14 protein-coding genes are annotated in these 17,023 nt (G+C 59.5%); 5 read left to right on the top strand and 9 right to left on the bottom strand.

Going from position 1 to position 17,023, the window contains the following annotated elements; genetic code table 11:
* Nucleotides 1-232 precede the first annotated feature (232 nt).
* The 4 genes from AUP74_RS09920 to AUP74_RS09905 are packed head-to-tail and all read right to left on the bottom strand — an operon-like array spanning nt 233 to nt 5,444.
* Complete coding sequence (locus AUP74_RS09920) at nt 233-1,627, bottom strand: hypothetical protein (protein WP_145924368.1); 1,395 nt, start codon at nt 1,625-1,627, stop codon at nt 233-235.
* Complete coding sequence (locus tag AUP74_RS09915) at nt 1,624-2,841, bottom strand: peptidase C69 family protein (RefSeq protein WP_069947438.1); 1,218 nt, start codon at nt 2,839-2,841, stop codon at nt 1,624-1,626. Before AUP74_RS09915 ends, AUP74_RS09920 begins: the two co-directional genes overlap by 4 nt.
* The gene (locus tag AUP74_RS09910; protein WP_226999754.1) at nt 2,834-4,270 is read right to left on the bottom strand and encodes a flavin monoamine oxidase family protein; all 1,437 of its coding nucleotides are present in this window, start codon (nt 4,268-4,270) and stop codon (nt 2,834-2,836) included. The genes AUP74_RS09915 and AUP74_RS09910 overlap by 8 nt, the downstream gene beginning before the upstream one ends.
* Nucleotides 4,263-5,444, bottom strand: coding sequence for a carbon-nitrogen hydrolase family protein (locus tag AUP74_RS09905; RefSeq protein WP_083260915.1), 1,182 nt, complete (start codon nt 5,442-5,444; stop codon nt 4,263-4,265). Before AUP74_RS09905 ends, AUP74_RS09910 begins: the two co-directional genes overlap by 8 nt.
* A gap of 129 nt (nt 5,445-5,573) precedes the next feature.
* On the opposite strand from AUP74_RS09905, the gene AUP74_RS09900 reads away from it, so the two are divergent.
* Nucleotides 5,574-6,341, top strand: a complete 768-nt coding sequence (locus AUP74_RS09900; protein WP_226999753.1) for a Mut7-C RNAse domain-containing protein — start codon at nt 5,574-5,576, stop codon at nt 6,339-6,341.
* A gap of 108 nt (nt 6,342-6,449) precedes the next feature.
* Here the strand turns inward: AUP74_RS09900 and nhaA are convergent, their stop codons facing one another.
* Nucleotides 6,450-7,940, bottom strand: coding sequence for a Na+/H+ antiporter NhaA (nhaA, locus tag AUP74_RS09895; protein WP_083260914.1), 1,491 nt, complete (start codon nt 7,938-7,940; stop codon nt 6,450-6,452).
* Nucleotides 7,941-8,043: 103 nt separating this feature from the next.
* Between nhaA and AUP74_RS09890 the strand changes: the two genes are divergently transcribed.
* Nucleotides 8,044-8,796 carry a TlyA family RNA methyltransferase gene (locus AUP74_RS09890; RefSeq protein WP_069947435.1) on the top strand — a complete coding sequence of 251 codons (753 nt, stop codon included), beginning with the start codon at nt 8,044-8,046 and terminating at the stop codon, nt 8,794-8,796.
* Between the two features lie 9 nt (nt 8,797-8,805).
* Here AUP74_RS09890 and AUP74_RS09885 read toward each other — a convergent pair whose 3' ends face one another.
* Together AUP74_RS09885 and AUP74_RS09880 are read right to left on the bottom strand one after the other, a co-directional pair.
* Nucleotides 8,806-9,042 (bottom strand): DUF1272 domain-containing protein, encoded by a 237-nt coding sequence (locus AUP74_RS09885; protein WP_069947434.1) that lies wholly within the window; start codon nt 9,040-9,042, stop codon nt 8,806-8,808.
* 90 nt (nt 9,043-9,132) lie between these two features.
* The gene (locus AUP74_RS09880) at nt 9,133-9,474 is read right to left on the bottom strand and encodes a 4a-hydroxytetrahydrobiopterin dehydratase (protein WP_069947433.1); all 342 of its coding nucleotides are present in this window, start codon (nt 9,472-9,474) and stop codon (nt 9,133-9,135) included.
* Nucleotides 9,475-9,712: 238 nt separating this feature from the next.
* Here AUP74_RS09880 and AUP74_RS09875 point away from each other — a divergent pair, with 238 nt between their 5' ends.
* Nucleotides 9,713-11,563, top strand: coding sequence for a DUF885 domain-containing protein (locus tag AUP74_RS09875; RefSeq protein WP_069947432.1), 1,851 nt, complete (start codon nt 9,713-9,715; stop codon nt 11,561-11,563).
* Between the two features lie 113 nt (nt 11,564-11,676).
* Here AUP74_RS09875 and AUP74_RS09870 read toward each other — a convergent pair whose 3' ends face one another.
* Complete coding sequence (locus AUP74_RS09870) at nt 11,677-13,185, bottom strand: fumarate hydratase (protein ID WP_069947431.1); 1,509 nt, start codon at nt 13,183-13,185, stop codon at nt 11,677-11,679.
* Between the two features lie 169 nt (nt 13,186-13,354).
* Nucleotides 13,355-14,098, bottom strand: coding sequence for a hypothetical protein (locus AUP74_RS09865; protein ID WP_069947430.1), 744 nt, complete (start codon nt 14,096-14,098; stop codon nt 13,355-13,357).
* A 271-nt stretch (nt 14,099-14,369) separates the two neighbouring features.
* Between AUP74_RS09865 and AUP74_RS09860 the strand changes: the two genes are divergently transcribed.
* Both AUP74_RS09860 and AUP74_RS09855 read left to right on the top strand, forming a co-directional pair.
* On the top strand, nt 14,370-14,951 hold the full coding sequence (locus AUP74_RS09860) for a superoxide dismutase (protein ID WP_069947429.1): 582 nt from the start codon (nt 14,370-14,372) through the stop codon (nt 14,949-14,951).
* A 112-nt stretch (nt 14,952-15,063) separates the two neighbouring features.
* On the top strand, nt 15,064-16,965 hold the full coding sequence (locus AUP74_RS09855) for a DUF885 domain-containing protein (protein WP_226999752.1): 1,902 nt from the start codon (nt 15,064-15,066) through the stop codon (nt 16,963-16,965).
* The last annotated feature ends 58 nt before the right edge of the window (nt 16,966-17,023 follow it).

Raw genomic sequence — 17,023 nt, 5'->3', positions numbered from 1 at the left:
TGTACAAAAAACACTCCGTCGGCGACAGAAAGTGCCAATTCAAATGACTTCAGATGACACGAGCAAATTCCAGCCTCCTGGCCAGAAGCCGGTCTAAGGCCCGGCGCCAGACCAGTTTCCGTGGTGTGAGGGATATAGTGACCCGTCAGGGAAATGGGTCACGGATGGGCTGCTGAACTCGCCATTTCTCGCCGGAATTCAGCAGACTCTCATTTTCACTGCCGGGATGCGCTCACCAGTTCAGGGAAGACGGCAACCGGGGGGACGACAACAGCTTGGCAAAGCGCTGCCAGCGTTCCTCCTCACTACCCGCGCCCTCTTCCACATAGTCAGCCACGAGTTGCTTGCCCCAGTTGTAGTTGATGACGTAGGCACCGTAAGTATCCACAAAGCGCTTACGCTGGCGCGCCTTTTCCGGGCTCATCAGGGTGTACTTCTCGAACAGTTCCACTGCCTGATCGCCTTCGATCTCGCCGTTGATATATTGCCGGGCGATGGTGTTACCGGCGAAGCTGACGGTATCGATCAACTCCAGTACGCGGTCATACTTTTCCGCCTTTGAGGGATCCAGGCCCGCCAGCGGATAGAGCGTCTCCCGTTCGAACTGGGTCTTTTGCTCATCGGGGAAAGCCAATTCGATCCCGTAGTTGGCGCTACCTTCAGCGATCAGGGACTGCGGACTAAACAGGGGGTAGACACTGAACTCGATCCAGCCGCGGTCTTTTACCAGCTTCTGTTCCAGTAAGGCGTTGTAGGTGTGATGTCCGGGATAACCCTCGTGGCAGCCGAGGTCAATCGCGCGGTCGATCATGACTGGTAACTCGGTGTTCATCTGGATCAGGCTGTGGGCATCGCCCTGATACCAGTTGTAGCCGCTCCAGGGCTTGTCGGTAACATACTCGAGGGTGAATTCCTCGTTTGACGGCAGGTCGATGTATTTTTTCGTGCGCTGCCTGCAGGCATCAATCGCCGCTTCAAATACCGGCCCCAGTTTTTCAGGTGGAATTTCGAACTGTTTGCGGAAGGCCTGCACCCGCTCGTGCAACGGCTCCTCTCCGGGCAGCAATTGCTCGAGCTCTGCGAGGGCGGGTTCGAATTCGGAGAATTCCTGTTTCGGGGGCTGGGTGTCGTATAGCAGCTCCGCCTCGCGATCGAAATCCCGGTTACCGTTGCCGGCGAGACTCTCTGCATGAGCCGCTACCGCGCGCAACTGCGTCTTCAGGTAGTGGTGGCGCAACCTGTCCATTTCATTGTCCGGCTCTGGCATCGCCTCCAGCTTGGCCGACAGTTCAGCCGCCTGATCCGCCAGCACTGCGGGCGACGCCTTATTCTGTTTAGCGGTTTCCCGCAGCTGCTCCGGACCGTAATAGGCATCGACGTAGTTGTCATCGTGGTTGCCGAGTGACAGCACCAGTAACACATAGTCTTCGGCCAGCTGGTCCATGGATTTCACTTGCTCACTTTCCTTCTTGCCGCTGCCCGAGTCAGCCTGTTGCTGCGCTGCCGACTCATTGGTGGCCGTAGTTACATCGGACTTTGTGTCCGAGTCGCGCTGACCGCACCCTGACAGCATCAAAATTGTCATTGCCGCAATGCAAAGGTCGCGCATTATCTTGGCTGGAGTCATGAGGTCTCCTCAGTGCTTCTTTTCTGTTTGAATTCATGTTGAATGTTTACCGGCGCTGTATTGCCCTGCAGACGCAGACCGAAAAGTGCGGCGGAATGCGTTATTGCGAGAGTCTCCGCCTCGCAGAGTTCGCCAGCCTCGATGGCAGCGAAAATCTCAGCCTCTGCGGCTTCAATTCCACCCAGTAGAGAGGCACTGGAACCGCGCTCAATTGCACTGGCCATCGCAACCCGGTGCTGCTCCCAGCGATCCTGCGCGCAGACCTGCCACCCACCGGTAAATTCGACGGGCATAAACAGACTGCTACAGGTCGCCGCGGTGCCGGTAAAACTGACTCGCGGCCCGTGCTCGCTCAATTGCACGATCATGGCATTGGTGGTCTGCGAGGGGCGCAGGAAGGCAAGCGGCGAATTCACCGGTGCGGCGTGCATACACAGGTCCCCGTTGCCACTGGGGCATGCCTTTCGGTGTTGTCGCAGAATGGCCGCAAACTCCCGGAAACCGACACCACTGTCAGGCAGCGAACCGAGCGCGTTCAGACTGGCGGCCCTGCGGCGGCGGCTGGCACCAAAAAACGGGCGCAGCCAGGTGTCGAAGCGCCGCCGGAAGCTTTCACCCCCAGCCTGCACCGCGACAAGATCCGGGGGAATCCGGTCGGCGCCTGTGTCGATCGTGAGCGCGTTGGAAATACTGTCGAAACTGTCGATCCGGGAAGCAGCCCACTGCTGCCCGGCAGTTTCCAGCTTCCAGGCACTGCCAGAATCGGCGATCAGGAAACTGTTATCGTAGCGGAAGTCCCGCTGACTGAAGCCTGCGGGGCCACCCTGACCATGGGCCTGCAGCAGGCCGATGATGACATCCAGCGCCTCCTCCGCCGTGGATGCGCGCTCGAGACCGAGACGTACCAGATCCATACCCAGCAGCGCCGCGCCGCTTTTCAACACGCGGCGGGAAAAGATGGCCTCGTTACCGATCGCTACCCCGCACGCGTTCACCCCCATCTCCGCGCCCCACATCCACGCGGGCCGACCGATGATGCAGGCGTGCCGATCGGGCACCTGTGGAATTTCGATCCAGGTACAGCGGAGGTTGGCAGTGCGATCTCCGCGCACGGCCGGTACCACCTCGACACGCTGTGCCTCGTAGGGATCGCGGTCACTGTTTTTGGCCAGCCAGGTTTCCCCCTGCCCGCGCCAGACCAGGGTGTCACACACGGGGCAGCTCCCGCACTTGAAGATTCATCGCCGGCGCCCCGGGAGCACACTCTGCCAGAGCCTGGCGCACTTCCTGCACTGCCCGCTCAGCGGCCTGCAGCGCACCTTCCATATAGCCGTACCATTCCGTGGCCGCCTCGGTACCCGCATAGTGGATGGGACCATCCGCATCGCGCAGGCCGTCGCCGTACTGCGTCCAGACTCCGGGCGGCATCAACGCGGCATAGCATCCCCTGGTCCAGGGCTCACTACTCCAGTCCCGGTCGACATACTCAAGGGGCGTGCGGGCCCGCTTACCGAAATAGCGCGCGAAACAGTCGAGCACATCGCGTCGACGCACCTCGGGATCGACACCGCTGTAATGCCGCGCGGCCTCTCCCTCGAGAAAACCCATCAGCAGGCCGGAGTCTTTGCCAGCCTCGGAATTGTCGAACACCACCCGCACCGGGCCCTCGACGCTGGTCACCTGGCCGGACAAGCCCTCGTCACGCCAGAAAGGACGATCATAACGGGCGACACATTTGATACAGCTGCCGGCGGGCATCCGCTGCCACAACTGGTCACGACGGGCGGGCAGCGCCGGGGAAAACTGAATCCGCAGCGCCTGGTTGGGCGGCAGCGCCAGGATCAGTCGCCGGCAACGGAGGACACCGCCCTCAAAACTCACCAGCAATGTTCCATCTGCATTCTGTTCAATGGAATTTACCGGAGCATTCAGGTGCAGGTCATCACCCAGCTCTCTGGCCATACGGGTGCAGAGCCCTGCCGTGCCTCCATGAACACGATCCTGCTGGGCACCTCCGGTTACCGAGAGTAGCGTCTCCAATGAATTACCGGAGCGCGCATAAAACAGGGCATGCAACAGGGAGAGTTCCTCCGGCTCGGCGGCGAACACCGCGCCGATGCCGATGGCAAACAGCTCCCGCGCACGGCGAGTTTTGCAGGTGCGCTGCAGCCAGCTGGCCAGCGTCTGCTGATCCCACTCGGCCGCCTTCGGATGGGTCCACGGCGCGGAGCAGTCAATGCTCCTGGCCATCCGTTCAAAACGCGCCATGGCCTGCCCCAGGTCCAGCAGCGCCACGGGGTTAATACGCGGGATGGTGCCCTGGTAGCGTCGCCCCCGGGCCCGGTCCCAGAGCAGGTTGTCGCCGTTGTCGTATAGCGGCCAGGTCTCGAAACCGAGTTCCTCGATCAGGCGGTACATCCGCTCCTGGCCCGGCCCCACCCACTGCCCGCCGATATCCACCGTTTCACCATTGGCAAAGCGGTGGTTACAAAGGCGGCCCCCAACGCGCTCGCGGGCTTCCAGTACCGCGATACGGTAATTAGGCCGCAGCAACCGCGCTGCCTGCAGGCCGGAGATGCCCGCGCCAACGATCACCACATCCAAAAGATCCGGGGGCACTGCATAACTGTTTTGCTTAGTCACGGGCGGAGACCTCCTCATGATGAGTGTTGAGCCAGAGGCTGGAGACAATGGCGATATCCTTGCGCTGGCCGAGGATCAGCTCACCATCCAGCACGGCCATGGTCTGGCCATCATCGCCCAGATCCCAGAGATCGCCGCGCAGAAAAGTGTTGATGCCGGCGCGCAGCTGCCGGCCGCGCCCACCCAGCGCGTACTTGCGCCAGGCCTCAGCCTCCGTCAGCTTTTGGACGTCACTATCGGCAACATCATCTGGCGCCCGCGCACCGTTATAGCCACCCCAGGGCGATTCCCAGATTCCGTCCGGTGAAGAAAAGGAAGGCACGGCGACCAGCTGCGCGCTCTGTATCTGTGCCCAGGTATCGGGATACCAGCTGTCCGCACAGATCAACACTCCCAGCCGGCCCGCCGGTGTCTCAACGATGGGCAGGCTGTCATCCAAGGGCGCGGGCTCGGTAAACGGCAATTCCGAGTCGATGGGGTAAACCTTGCGCACCGGACCGGCCACTCGACCGTCAGCAAAAAAGACGAAGCTGCTGTTGTACAAAGGGCCCAAGCCGACAACCAGCCGCTCATCCTTTACAGCTGGCTCCGGGAGCAAAATCGAACCGGCAACCACGGTGACACCGTATTCTGACGCGAGCCCGGAAAAAATCTGTTGATATTGGTCGGCCATGGCCTCCGACTTGGTGCGAAAAAGCGACGCCGCAAACGGGTCCTGCTCTTCTGCCCCGACCAGCCGATAGAGGAATCCGGACAGGTTACCGAGCGCCGCCCAGGCCAATGCGCCAGTCGTGGTGTCCGCCGCAAAGACCAGCGCACTCTCGCCCTCAGCAACCAGCCAGGTGCCAATATGCTCCGGGAACACGACCACTGTTTGGGGGCTCAACCATCCGGCACTGCGGGCCTGGTCCAGATAGCCGGACAGCTTGCGCTGCAGAAGACCGGCCTGCGCATAGTCCGCGACATCCAGATGCGGCTGGATGGAAAGGAGGTTGGCAGCCCCATGCAGCGGACTGTTCAGAGGCTCGAGAAGTGCCGTGGAAGGCTTGGGATTCTCTATGGCCGGGGGCCTCATTGCCAACACAATGGCCAGCGAGCAACAGACCAGTATGGACAGGGAGATCAAGCCAGAGCGACTCGTTAATGCGGAAACCCAGCGTCTTTTTTTCATCATCGGTAGCGCCGCTTTTATCGTTATTGGTCACGCCGTTTATTTTTCAGCCGCTATTATCCAGTGCAAGGCCGGGATGTCGCAACGGCACGACCCGAAACAGGCAGCGACGGGGCGGAGGAAAACCTGCCAGTGCCACAACAAAGTGCAGACATCAGCGTCTCTTTTCGATTCTACCGGGAGCTGAACGACTTTCTGGCGAAAGACCAGCGCCAGCGCGATATCGTGCGTGCCTATTCAAGAACGGGATCGATCAAGGACGCGATCGAAAACCTGGGAGTGCCGCATACAGAGGTGGACCTGATTCTGGTAAACGGCAAATCGGTGGACTTCAACTACCTTCTGCGTGATGGCGATCGTGTCAGTGTCTACCCGGTGTTTGAGTCCCTCGATATTTCGGCACTGACTCGCTTGCGCCCTGCTCCCCTGCGGGAGCCTCGCTTTGTCCTGGACTGCCACCTTGGGCGCCTGGCACGCTACCTGCGCCTGCTGGGCTTCGATACGCTGTTGCCGGAAAACTCCGAAGATGGCGAACTCGTCAGGGTCTCCGTCGAACAACAACGCATCCTCCTTAGCCGCGACCGGGCACTGTTCCGGCGCAGGGCCCTGCAACGCGGCTACTGGGTGCGAGCCACCAACCCAAAGCAGCAACTGGCGGAAGTGGCAGAGCGGTTCCAGCTGCAGAATGTGCTGCACCCCTTTTCCCGCTGCACCCGCTGTAACGGCCATCTGGAGTCAGTGCCAAAGGATGCCGTGCTTCACCAGCTGCGAGATAACACTCGCCGTCATTTTGACCAGTTCTGGCAGTGTAACCAGTGCGGCCGGGTGTACTGGAAAGGCAGTCACTACGACCGGATGCGAGCCCTGATCGGCAAACTGCTCGAACCCCGCGCAGAGTGAATCGGAAAGCCCTGACTCACTTCAGGAGCAGCGGACACAAAAAAGGCCGGGATTGACCCGGCCTCTCGATGGGCCTGAGACGACTACCGGTCAGACCGGACAACCTCCTCAGCCCTGCCGGTCACCGCTGCCGGCGGGAGAAGCCGCGCCTTCAGCGGCCCCCTTTTCTTCCGTATCCGCGCCTTCTTCCTCTCGGTTTTCATCGGAATCAACGGCAGCGTACTCATCAGAGATAGGCGCCTTGCGCAGGATCATAAAGCCGCTGATACCGGCGATCAGAGATGCCAGCAATACACCGGCCTTGGCCTGGATCAGCAGTTCCTCACTGCCAGCGAAAGCCAGCTCGGAGATAAAGATCGACATGGTGAAGCCGATACCACCCAACAGCGCCACACCGACGATATGGTGGAAAGTGGCCCCTTTGGGCAGGCTGCCCAGCCCGAGGCGCCAGCCGATCCAGGTCGCACCGACAATACCGATCAGCTTACCGAACACCAATCCCAGGATTACACCCAGAGTGACCGGGTTCAGTACCGCAGTGCCGGTGGTAAAACTGTCGATCGGGATACCCGCATTCGCCAGAGCGAAAATCGGGATCACCAGGAACGCCACCGGCGTATGCAGGCGAGTCTCCATCCGCTGCAGCGGTGACTGTGCCAGCTTGACGCCATTGCCTAACGCCATCACCCGCGCGCGCAGGGCGTCGTTGGCGATGATCTTGTCTCCAGGGCGGAAGCTGCGATCGAAACTTCGAATGATGTCCTTCACAAAGGTGCTGAAGGCCACCGGGTCGTATTTAGGGCGTGCCGGCATGGCCATGGCGGTCACCACCCCGGCCAGGGTCGCGTGGATCCCACTCAGGTAGAACTCATACCAGAGCAGCACGCCGACAAATATATAGGCTGGGGAACTGCGCACGCCTGCCGCCTTCAGCAGCCAAAGAATCACCACCAGCACACCGGCAGCAGCCAGCGCAGCCATGTTGACGCTCTCGGTGTACCAGATGGCAATCACCAGAATCGCACCCAGATCGTCGACAATGGCCAGGGCGACCAGGAACATCACGACCGCCCGCGGCACACGATTGCCCAGTAGCGCAATACAACCGACGGCAAAAGCGATATCGGTGGCCATGGGAATACCCCAGCCCCGTGCCGCATCGCCGTCGCCATTGAGCCCGGCGTAGATCAGTGCCGGTATCACCATACCGCCCATAGCCGCCATGATGGGCAGCACCGCCTGCTTCAGCTCGGAGAGTTCCCCGACGAGAAACTCGCGCTTGAGTTCCAGGCCAACCAGGAAGAAGAAGATCGCCATCAGCGCGTCGTTGATCCAATGATGCAGGGTGAGGGACAGTTTCCACTCCCCGGCGCCGACACTGATGGGCATATGTAGCAGGTGCTTGTAGGCCTCCTGCAGCGGTGAATTGGCAATGACCAGGGCAGCAATTGCCGAAATCATGAGCAGAATGCCACTGCTGCTCTGCCGGTGAATAAACTCTTCAAAAGGCGTGACCAGTCGCCCGAAAGCGCTCTCCAGGGGCGCTTCAAACACCCTGCCCTTGCGAATTCTGAACTTGCCCAGAACGCTTTTCGCCATCCGCTGCCAACCTCCTATCCAGCTCACTGCTTCTAACAAGTGGGCCCAGAGGTTAGCATGGCAGCATCGAATTCCACCATATTTTTAGGATCGAACTCCGCCGATGCGCCTCGATATCCTCCTCGTTGAACGCCAACTGGCCAACTCCCGCACCCATGCCAAGAAGCTGATTGAGGCGGGCCGGGTCTGGCTGGATAACGGCGCCAGCTGGCGGCCGGCGCAGAAACCGGGTCAGGGGGTAACCGCCGACCAGCCACTGCGCGTCGAGCCCCTGCCAGAGGATCGCTACGTCTCCCGAGCCGGCATCAAACTGGAAGCCGTACTGGACCATACCGGGCTCAAGCCCGAGGGCTGGCGGGCCCTGGATGTGGGCTGTTCAACCGGCGGTTTTAGCGACTGTCTGCTGCAAAGAGGCGCCGCGCTGGTAGTCGGCGTCGATGTCGGGCACGACCAGCTGGCAGCGAAACTCCGCAGCCACCCCCGTATGCATCTCTTTGAGGGCCTGAACGCCCGCTACCTGGAGCCCGCGCAGCTATACCCATACAGCGAGGAGGGATTTGATGCCGTGGTAATGGATGTGTCGTTTATATCGCAGACGCTGATCCTGCCCCGCCTACCAGCGCTGATGCGGCCAGGCGCGCAACTGCTCAGCCTGGTCAAACCCCAGTTCGAGGTGGGCCCGGAGAATATTGGCAAGGGTGGCCTTGTGCGCGATGAGAAGCTCTATGGGCAGGTGCGGGAAAAAATCGTGGCCCTATGCGAAGAACTCGACCTGTCCGTAAAAGCCTACATCGAGAGCCCGATTCTCGGCGGTGACGGCAATCGGGAGTTCCTTCTCTGGGCGCAAAAAGCCTGATGCCGAGACTCAAGACCGATTGAGAATTTCCTCCAGCTTGGCCTTGAAACCCTGGCTCGGAACTTCGGTAGGAGAGCGGGTCCGCGGCGGACGCGGAACCAGGCTGCCCTGGCAATTGGGGCAGCTGCGGGAGAGCACTTCCGCGCATGTGGGGCAGAAGGTGCACTCAAAGGAACAGATATACGCCTGGTCACCCAGGCCGAGTGCTGCGCTGCAACGCTCGCAGCTTGGCTTCATTTTCAGCATGGCAGCTCTACCAACTCCTACTTCAGGTCACTCCCGACTTCCATAAGCCGGGAGTAACCACATAGAGGCGGCTGCCGAAGCGAGCGGCTATTACGCCTCCAGTTGCTTGTCTGTGCGCGCCGCCATGATGAAGTCATTCTTATGCAGGCCACCGGCCTCATGACTCCACCAGGTCACCGTCACCTTGCCCCACTCCGTCAAAAGGGCCGGGTGGTGACCGACCTCTTCAGCGATTTCGCCAACCCGGTTGGTAAAGGCCAGGGCCTGCTTGAAGTTGCGGAACTTGAAAACACGTTCAAGCTGCATCACGCCGTCCCGGGCCATCGGGGTCCAGTCGGGAATTTCCCGCAGCAGTTCAGCAAGCTCTTCGTCAGATACCAGTGGCGCATCGGCGCGACAGGCTTCACATTTTTGTTCGGCAAGTTCAGTCATGAATCAGTCCTCGAAGTGTTTCAATTATTATGGACTCGAGTGAGCAGCGGATGACTCTAACCGCGCCCCGGGACTGAAACAAGCGCACCGTGTAAAAGGCTATTTTATGTGGTTAGGCTGCGCTTTAATGGGACAGAGTGCTAAAAAACACCAAAGGCCTTGCCTTGAATACGGCCCGGCCGGCGCGGTGATGGAAAGAGAAAACTGCCACAGAAAGTGTTTAATACCGAGGAATGCAATGAAAATCACACTACCCACTATGGCAATGTCCGCTCTGGCGCTGAGCCTGAGTCTTGCGGGCTGTGACCGCACAGAAAACGATGGTACTCGGAAGGATACCGCTCAGGCAGAAAGCGCGACTGAAGTTCCCGCCGCAACCACTGGAGAAGCCACCAATGGCAGTCAGCAGCAGAGTTTCGATGCCCAGTCGGCGCAGATGATCGAAGAGCTCTGGCAGCTGTTTCCTTCCTGGGCAGTGCGCGAGGGCTACTATGCGGTGGCCGACCAGCTACAGATACCGAATGACGCCTACCGGGAACAGGTGCTCGAGTTCGCCCGCCGTCACCGCGAGCAGTTCGCGAATATCGATACCGAGACCCTCGATGCCAATGACAGAAGCGACCTGGCCCTGATCCAGAACTTCCTTAACCGCCTCGAATGGCAACTCACCGAGTTCCAGTCCCACCTCTGGAACCCGGCCGAATACAACGTTTCCCATCCATTCGCTCTGATCCTCAACACCGAATACGCGCCCCTCGATGAGCGCCTGCGCACATTCAGTGAGCGCCTGCAGAAAGTACCCGCCTACTACGACGCAGCGGAGAAAACCCTGCAAAAACCGGCTTCCCCCCAGCTCATCCTGGCAATCCAGCAAAATGAAGGCGCCCTGAAAGTGTTTGGCGAGGAAGCTGAGGAGAAGCTGGCGAGTAGCGGGCTCAGCGAAGAGGAAAAACAGCTTTTCCAGGAGCGGCTTGAGAACGCGCGCAAGGCGATCCAGGAATACATCACTTATCTGCAGACCCGACACGCCGAACTGGAGGAGAGTCAGGACTACAAGGATTTCCGGATCGGCGAGGAGCTGTATGAGCAAAAGTTCGAGTACGAAATTCAGATCGGCATGACCGGCAAGGAGCTCTACGAGAAGGCGCTGGCAGAAAAGGACAAGCTGCACGATAAGATGGAGGAACTGGCCGGCGAACTCTGGCCCAAGTACTTCCCTGATCAGCAGCCGCCAGAGGACCGGCTGGAAAAAATTGGCCAGGTGCTGGAGAAACTGTCCGAGCACCATGCCACCAAAGAGACCTTCAAGGCTGAGGTGGAGAAGCAGATTCCGGAACTGGTGGCCTTCGTCAAGGAAAAAGACCTACTGACTCTGGACGAGGACAAACCCCTGGTCGTGCGCACTACGCCACCCTATATGCGCGGCTTTTCAGTAGCCTCCATCAACGCGCCGGGCCCCTACGACAAAGGTGCCAATACGTATTACAACGTGATGCCCATTGAGGAATTCAGTGATGACCGCGCCGATAGCCTGCTCAAGGAATACAACAAGTACCTGATGCAGATCCTCAATATCCATGAGGCCATTCCCGGGCATTACACCCAGCTTATCTACGCCAACAAGTCGCCCAGCTTGATCAAGAGCATTCTTGGCAATGGCGCCATGGTTGAGGGCTGGGCCGTATACACCGAGCAGATGATGCTCGAGGCCGGCTACGGCGACTTCTCTCCCGAGCTGTGGCTGATGTATTACAAGTGGCGGTTGCGCGTTGTGATCAACACCATCCTCGACTACGAGATTCAGGTGAAAGGTATCGACGAACAACGGGCGCTGGACTTGATGGTGCGCCAGGGCTTCCAGCAGAAAGCGGAGGCCATGGGCAAATGGCGCCGCGCTACCCTGAGCCAGGTACAGCTGACCAGCTACTACGCCGGTTACGCCGACATCCTCGCGCTGCGTGAGGAGATGAAGGAAAAACTGGGGGATGACTTCGATCTGAAAGCCTTCCACGAAAAATTCCTCAGCTACGGCAATGCGCCGGTGCCGGTGATTCGGGAGTTGATGGTGGCGGAATTACAGGAGGATTGATCGACCGGGTAGCCCGCAACTCATTCGCGGGCGCCCCCGCTCATACCGAGCCGAAATAAAAAAAGGCCGGGCCCCTCACGGAGCCCGGCCTTTTTTAAGGGAGGGAGAGGAAGTTAAACCGCACCCTCTTCGATCTTTTCTTTCCAGATCAGCGGCCCGGTGTTGTGTACCGACTCGCCTTTGCTGTCGACGGCCACGGTGACCGGCATATCCTGGACATCGAACTCGTAGATGGCTTCCATTCCCAGCTCGGGGAAGGCAACCACTTTGGCGTCCTTGATGGCCTGGGCCACCAGGTAAGCCGCACCGCCCACGGCCATCAGGTACACGGCCTGATTGTCGCGGATGGCATCGATGGCAGTGGGGCCGCGCTCGGCTTTGCCGATCATGCCCAGCAGGCCGGTCTCTTCCAGCATGGTACGGGTGAATTTATCCATGCGGGTTGCGGTCGTCGGACCAGCCGGGCCAACCACCTCTTCACGCACCGGATCCACCGGGCCCACGTAGTAGATAAAGCGGCCCTGAAGGTCTACCGGCAGCTTTTCGCCCTTGGCCAGGATGTCGACCATCTTTTTGTGAGCGGCATCACGACCGGTCAGCATCTTGCCGTTCAGCAGCAGCGTCTCACCCGGCTGCCAGCTGAGCACGTCTTCGCGGGTCACCTCATTCAGGTTCACACGGCGGGTGTTGCCGCCGGCTTCGCGGGTGATCTCTGGCCAGTCTTCCAGCTTCGGCGGCGTCTGGTGCGCTGCACCGCTGCCGTCGAGCGTGAAGTGGGTGTGACGGGTGGCGGCGCAGTTCGGAATGATCGCCACTGCCTTGTTGGCGGCATGGGTCGGGTAGTCCTTGACCTTCACGTCCAGCACGGTAGTCAGGCCGCCCAGGCCCTGGGCACCGATACCCAGCTTGTTGACCTTGTCGTACAGCTCCAGGCGCAGTTCTTCGGCACGATTGGCAGCGCCACGCTCTTGCAGCTCCTGGATATCGATCGGATCCAGCAGGGACTCCTTCGCCAGCAGCATGGCCTTCTCGGCGGTGCCACCGACACCGATGCCGAGCATGCCGGGCGGACACCAGCCAGCGCCCATCTTCGGCACCATTTCCAGCACCCAGTCCACCACGGAATCGGAGGGGTTCAGCATGGCGAATTTACTCTTCGCCTCACTACCGCCACCCTTGGCCGCCACATAGACCTCCACGGTGTCACCCGGAACGATCTCGTAGTGAATCACCGCCGGGGTATTGTCGCCGGTGTTTTTGCGGGCACCATCCGGATCTTCTAGGATTGAGGCGCGGAGCACATTGTCCGGGTTGTTATAGGCGCGACGCACACCTTCGTTGACCATGTCGGTCACGCTCATGTCCGCATCCCATTGCACGTTCATGCCCACTTTCAGCTTCACGGTCACGATGCCCGTGTCCTGACAGATGGGACGGTGCCCCTGGGCGCACATGCGGGAATTGATCAGGATCTGGGCCATGGCGTCCTTGGCCGCCGGGTTGGCTTCCTTCTCGTAGGCCTTGTTCAGGGCCTGGATGAAATCCTGCGGGTGGTAGTAGGAAATGAATTGCAGCGCGTCGGCAACGCTGTCGATCAGATCATCCTGACGGATAGTGGTCATAGCCAGCTCCGGTTAACGTCTCAGGCGGGCGATTTTACACGAATTAGCAGCCAGTTGGGGGCATGCACTTTGAGGGATGCCCGTGGGCCAAATGGCGGGATCTGTCAGGAGCGTAGTGCGGGAAGAACGAGGGCCGGGCGAAGTGACCGCCCGGCCTCGGAAAGACAGGTTAAAGCGAGGACGCGGTATTGCTGGCACCGGATTGCAGCGAGCGCACGGCGTCGCGCAGCTGCACCAGGTCCTTGTTCACAGAGCGGCGGTAGGCGTCAATGGACTCCACCGCTTCCTCATTGGCGCCAACGCGGGCCGTCAGGTCACTGCGCACAGAAGACAGCTGACGCTCCAGTCGGGCCAGCTTATCAGTCATCTCGCGCTGGGTGGAGGTGTTGTCCTTCTTCAGCTCCGCCAGAGCACTCTCGACCGCAGCGATCTTCTTCACGCTGGAGCTGAGGCCGTTGACCTTGCTGGACAGGGCCGCAACTTCTTTCTTGGCTTCAGCAGCTGCGCTCTTGTTGGCCGCGATGTTCTTGCGGTTGGTGTCGTAGGAAACCCCCCACAGCTTGCGGATCTCGGAGGCGTTATCCTTGACCTTGGCGTTCAGCACCTCGACGGAAGCGGTGGACTCCTCGTCGGACATCTCGAAGCGCTTCTCCAGCTCCACGATACGGCTCTCGGCGTCGGACAGCGCCGCGCGGCTCAACTGCCACTGGTTGTAGAGAAAGCCGGAAGCACCCAGACCAGCGAGGGCCAGGATCAGTGCGAAAACACCGACCATGGAGACACCGCCACGGCTCTCTTCAGGCTCCAGCGGTGCCGGGGCCGGCCGCTGGGGGCCACCGCCGATCGGCTTGTTGTCCAGTTGCGGCTCGATGGACGGCGCACCGCCACCTATAGTCGGCTCTTTGCGTTGCATACAAACACAGTCCTGATAGTCACGCCCCGGGAATCCATTGCTTCCCTTCGGGCGTAGATTGGTGGAATTCAGCGGCAAGTTATACCAAAAATTGACGAAAAAGTAACCGCCTCGACGATAAGATTCCTCTGCCCTCTTGCCTTTGGGAAATCTGCCCCCAATAGAGGGGGCAAGCGCGCAGTTTGTGCGCCGGGTTAGATCTGCTACACCCGATGTGTAGAATGACCAGACCCACAAATCCAGACTTATCAGACAGAAGAAGGAATACAGCATGGCTCACGTTCTTCCCGAACTTCCCTACGCGATGGACGCCCTGGAACCGCACATTTCCCAGGAGACCCTGGAATATCACTACGGCAAGCACCACAAGACCTACGTCGACAAGCTGAACGGCCTGCTGGAAGGCACCGCTGACGCCGACAAGACTCTGGAAGAAGTGATCAAGTCCTCCTCCGGTGGCGTGTTCAACAATGCAGCCCAGATCTGGAACCACACCTTCTACTGGAACTGCCTGAGCCCCAACGGCGGTGGTGAGCCCACGGGCGCTGTTGAAGAAGCCATCAACAAGGCCTTCGGCTCTTTCGAGAAATTCAAAGAAGAGTTTACCAACAGCGCAGTCAACAACTTCGGCTCCGGCTGGACCTGGCTGGTCAAGAAGAGCGATGGCTCCGTGGCGATCGTCAACACCTCCAACGCCGCTACCCCGCTGACCGAAAGCGACCAGACTCCGCTGCTGACCTGTGATGTCTGGGAACACGCTTACTACATCGACTACCGCAACGCTCGCCCGAAATACATGGAAGCGTTCTGGAAGCTGGTGAACTGGGACTTCGTGAACCAGAACTTCTCCTGATCCCTGTGATCTGAAAAGCGGGCTCAATGCCCGCTTTTTGCTTTTGAGCCGCCGGACTCCCGGCGGCACTTCCCCATCCCATAACGATTTCAACCAGACGGGAATGCCAAATATGCACTTGAACAAGACCCTGATTGCCGCAGCCATCAGCGCACTGGTGATCACCGGCTGTGACCGGGCTGAAGAAAAGCCGGCCCCGAGCCCGGACACCGAGATTAGCGCGGAGACCACGACGGACGGCGCAGAGGCAGCCACTTCCGGATCTGCACAGGAGTCCTCGGTGAACCCGGAAATGGTGGCCAAGGCCAACCAGCTGTTCGAGGATCACTTCCAGGAGCTTCTCGACCGCAGCCCGACGTTCAAGACCTTCCTCGGCATGAAGGAAGATTACGATAAGTGGGACAACCTCTCCCCGGAATTCGAAGAAGAATCCCATGAAATCGTCAAGCGCCAACTGGCAGAACTGAAGGAAATCGACGCGAGCCAGCTGGACGAGTCCACCGCTCTGAGCCTGAAACTGGCGATCCGCAATAAAGAGCAGGATATTGAAGGCTTCAAGTGGCGACTGCACACCTATCCGGTTAACCAGATGTACGCCGTGCACACCGGTGTGGCCTCCCTGCTGATCAACCAGCACAGAATTGACAGTGTCGATGATGCAGAGGCCTACATTGCTCGACTCAATGCGCTGCCAGCACACTTTGACCAGCTGATTGCCAACCTGGATGACCGTGCCGAGGCGGGCATTATTCCGCCCAAGTTTGTTTTCCCCTATGTGATCAGTGACGGCAAAAACCTGATTACCGGTGCCCCCTACACCGATGGCAAAGACAGTACCCTGCTGAAAGATTTCAAAGGCAAGGTAGAAAAACTGGAGATCAGCGACGAGCAGAAACAGGCCCTGATTGAAAAAGCCAAGACTGCCATGGTCGATAGCGTCCAGCCCGCCTACGAAGAGCTGATCGCCCACCTGGGTGAACTGGAGAAAAAAGCCACCACTGACGACGGCGCGTGGAAATTCCCCGAAGGTGACGACTACTACAACCATCGCCTCAGCGTTTACACCACCACCGATATGACCGCCGACGAGATCCACCAGAAGGGTCTCGAGGAAGTGGAGCGTATCCACGGTGAGATGCGCGAGATCATGGAAAAAGTCGGTTTCGAGGGCTCCCTGCAGGAATTCTTCGAATTCATGCGGACCGATGAGCAGTTCTATTACCCGAATACCGAGGAAGGCAAGCAGCGCTACCTGAAGGAAGCCACAGCCATCATCGACAATATGAAGGGTCGACTCGACGAACTGTTTATCACCAAGCCGAAGGCCGACCTGGTCGTCAAGGCGGTGGAGCCGTTCCGCGAGAGGTCCGCCGGGAAGGCGTTCTACCAGCGTCCGGCACCGGACGGCTCGCGCCCCGGCATCTATTACGCCAACCTGTATAACACCAGCGACATGCCCACCTACCAGATGGAGGCGCTGGCCTACCACGAGGGCATTCCGGGCCACCACATGCAGCTGTCCATTGCCCAGGAACTGGAGGGTATTCCGAAATTCCGCAAGTTTGGCAGCTACACCGCCTACACCGAGGGCTGGGGCCTCTACTCCGAACTGGTGCCGAAGGAGATCGGTCTGTATCAGGACCCCTATTCCGATTTCGGCCGTCTGGCGATGGAACTCTGGCGCGCCGCGCGACTGGTTGTCGATACCGGCATCCACAGCAAGAAGTGGACTCGTGAAGAGGCCATCGATTACCTGGGAGAAAACACCCCCAACCCGAAAGGTGACCAGGTGAAGGCCATCGAGCGCTATATCGTCATGCCCGGTCAGGCGACTGCCTACAAGATCGGCATGCTGAAAATTGTCGAGCTGCGTGAGAAGGCCAAGGAAGCCCTGGGCGATCAATTCGATATACGCGCGTTCCACGATGTGGTCCTTGCCAACGGCGCGGTGCCGCTGGACGTCCTCGAGGAACTGGTGGATGAGTGGGTCGCGGAGGTCAAGGCCCAGCAGTAATTGCAGGCTTCACCTTCGAACCGTGCCCATCGCAAATGGGTACTCGATCCACAAAAAA

Source organism: Microbulbifer aggregans (assembly GCF_001750105.1).
In the GTDB taxonomy this organism is placed as follows: Bacteria; Pseudomonadota; Gammaproteobacteria; order Pseudomonadales; family Cellvibrionaceae; genus Microbulbifer; species Microbulbifer aggregans.
Note: the sequence above shows the minus strand (reverse complement) of the source record. Positions and strands in the feature narration are given on the sequence as shown.

Coding starts and splice junctions, on each gene's coding strand:
- AUP74_RS09905 (WP_083260915.1), bottom strand. CDS start 5,444: ATGATGAAAAAAAGACGCTGGGTTTCCGCATTAACGAGTCGCTCTGGC.
- AUP74_RS09875 (WP_069947432.1), top strand. CDS start 9,713: ATGAAAATCACACTACCCACTATGGCAATGTCCGCTCTGGCGCTGAGC.
- AUP74_RS09870 (WP_069947431.1), bottom strand. CDS start 13,185: ATGACCACTATCCGTCAGGATGATCTGATCGACAGCGTTGCCGACGCG.
- AUP74_RS09860 (WP_069947429.1), top strand. CDS start 14,370: ATGGCTCACGTTCTTCCCGAACTTCCCTACGCGATGGACGCCCTGGAA.
- AUP74_RS09885 (WP_069947434.1), bottom strand. CDS start 9,042: ATGCTGAAAATGAAGCCAAGCTGCGAGCGTTGCAGCGCAGCACTCGGC.
- AUP74_RS09890 (WP_069947435.1), top strand. CDS start 8,044: ATGCGCCTCGATATCCTCCTCGTTGAACGCCAACTGGCCAACTCCCGC.
- AUP74_RS09855 (WP_226999752.1), top strand. CDS start 15,064: ATGCACTTGAACAAGACCCTGATTGCCGCAGCCATCAGCGCACTGGTG.
- AUP74_RS09880 (WP_069947433.1), bottom strand. CDS start 9,474: ATGACTGAACTTGCCGAACAAAAATGTGAAGCCTGTCGCGCCGATGCG.
- AUP74_RS09920 (WP_145924368.1), bottom strand. CDS start 1,627: ATGACTCCAGCCAAGATAATGCGCGACCTTTGCATTGCGGCAATGACA.
- AUP74_RS09865 (WP_069947430.1), bottom strand. CDS start 14,098: ATGCAACGCAAAGAGCCGACTATAGGTGGCGGTGCGCCGTCCATCGAG.
- nhaA (WP_083260914.1), bottom strand. CDS start 7,940: ATGGCGAAAAGCGTTCTGGGCAAGTTCAGAATTCGCAAGGGCAGGGTG.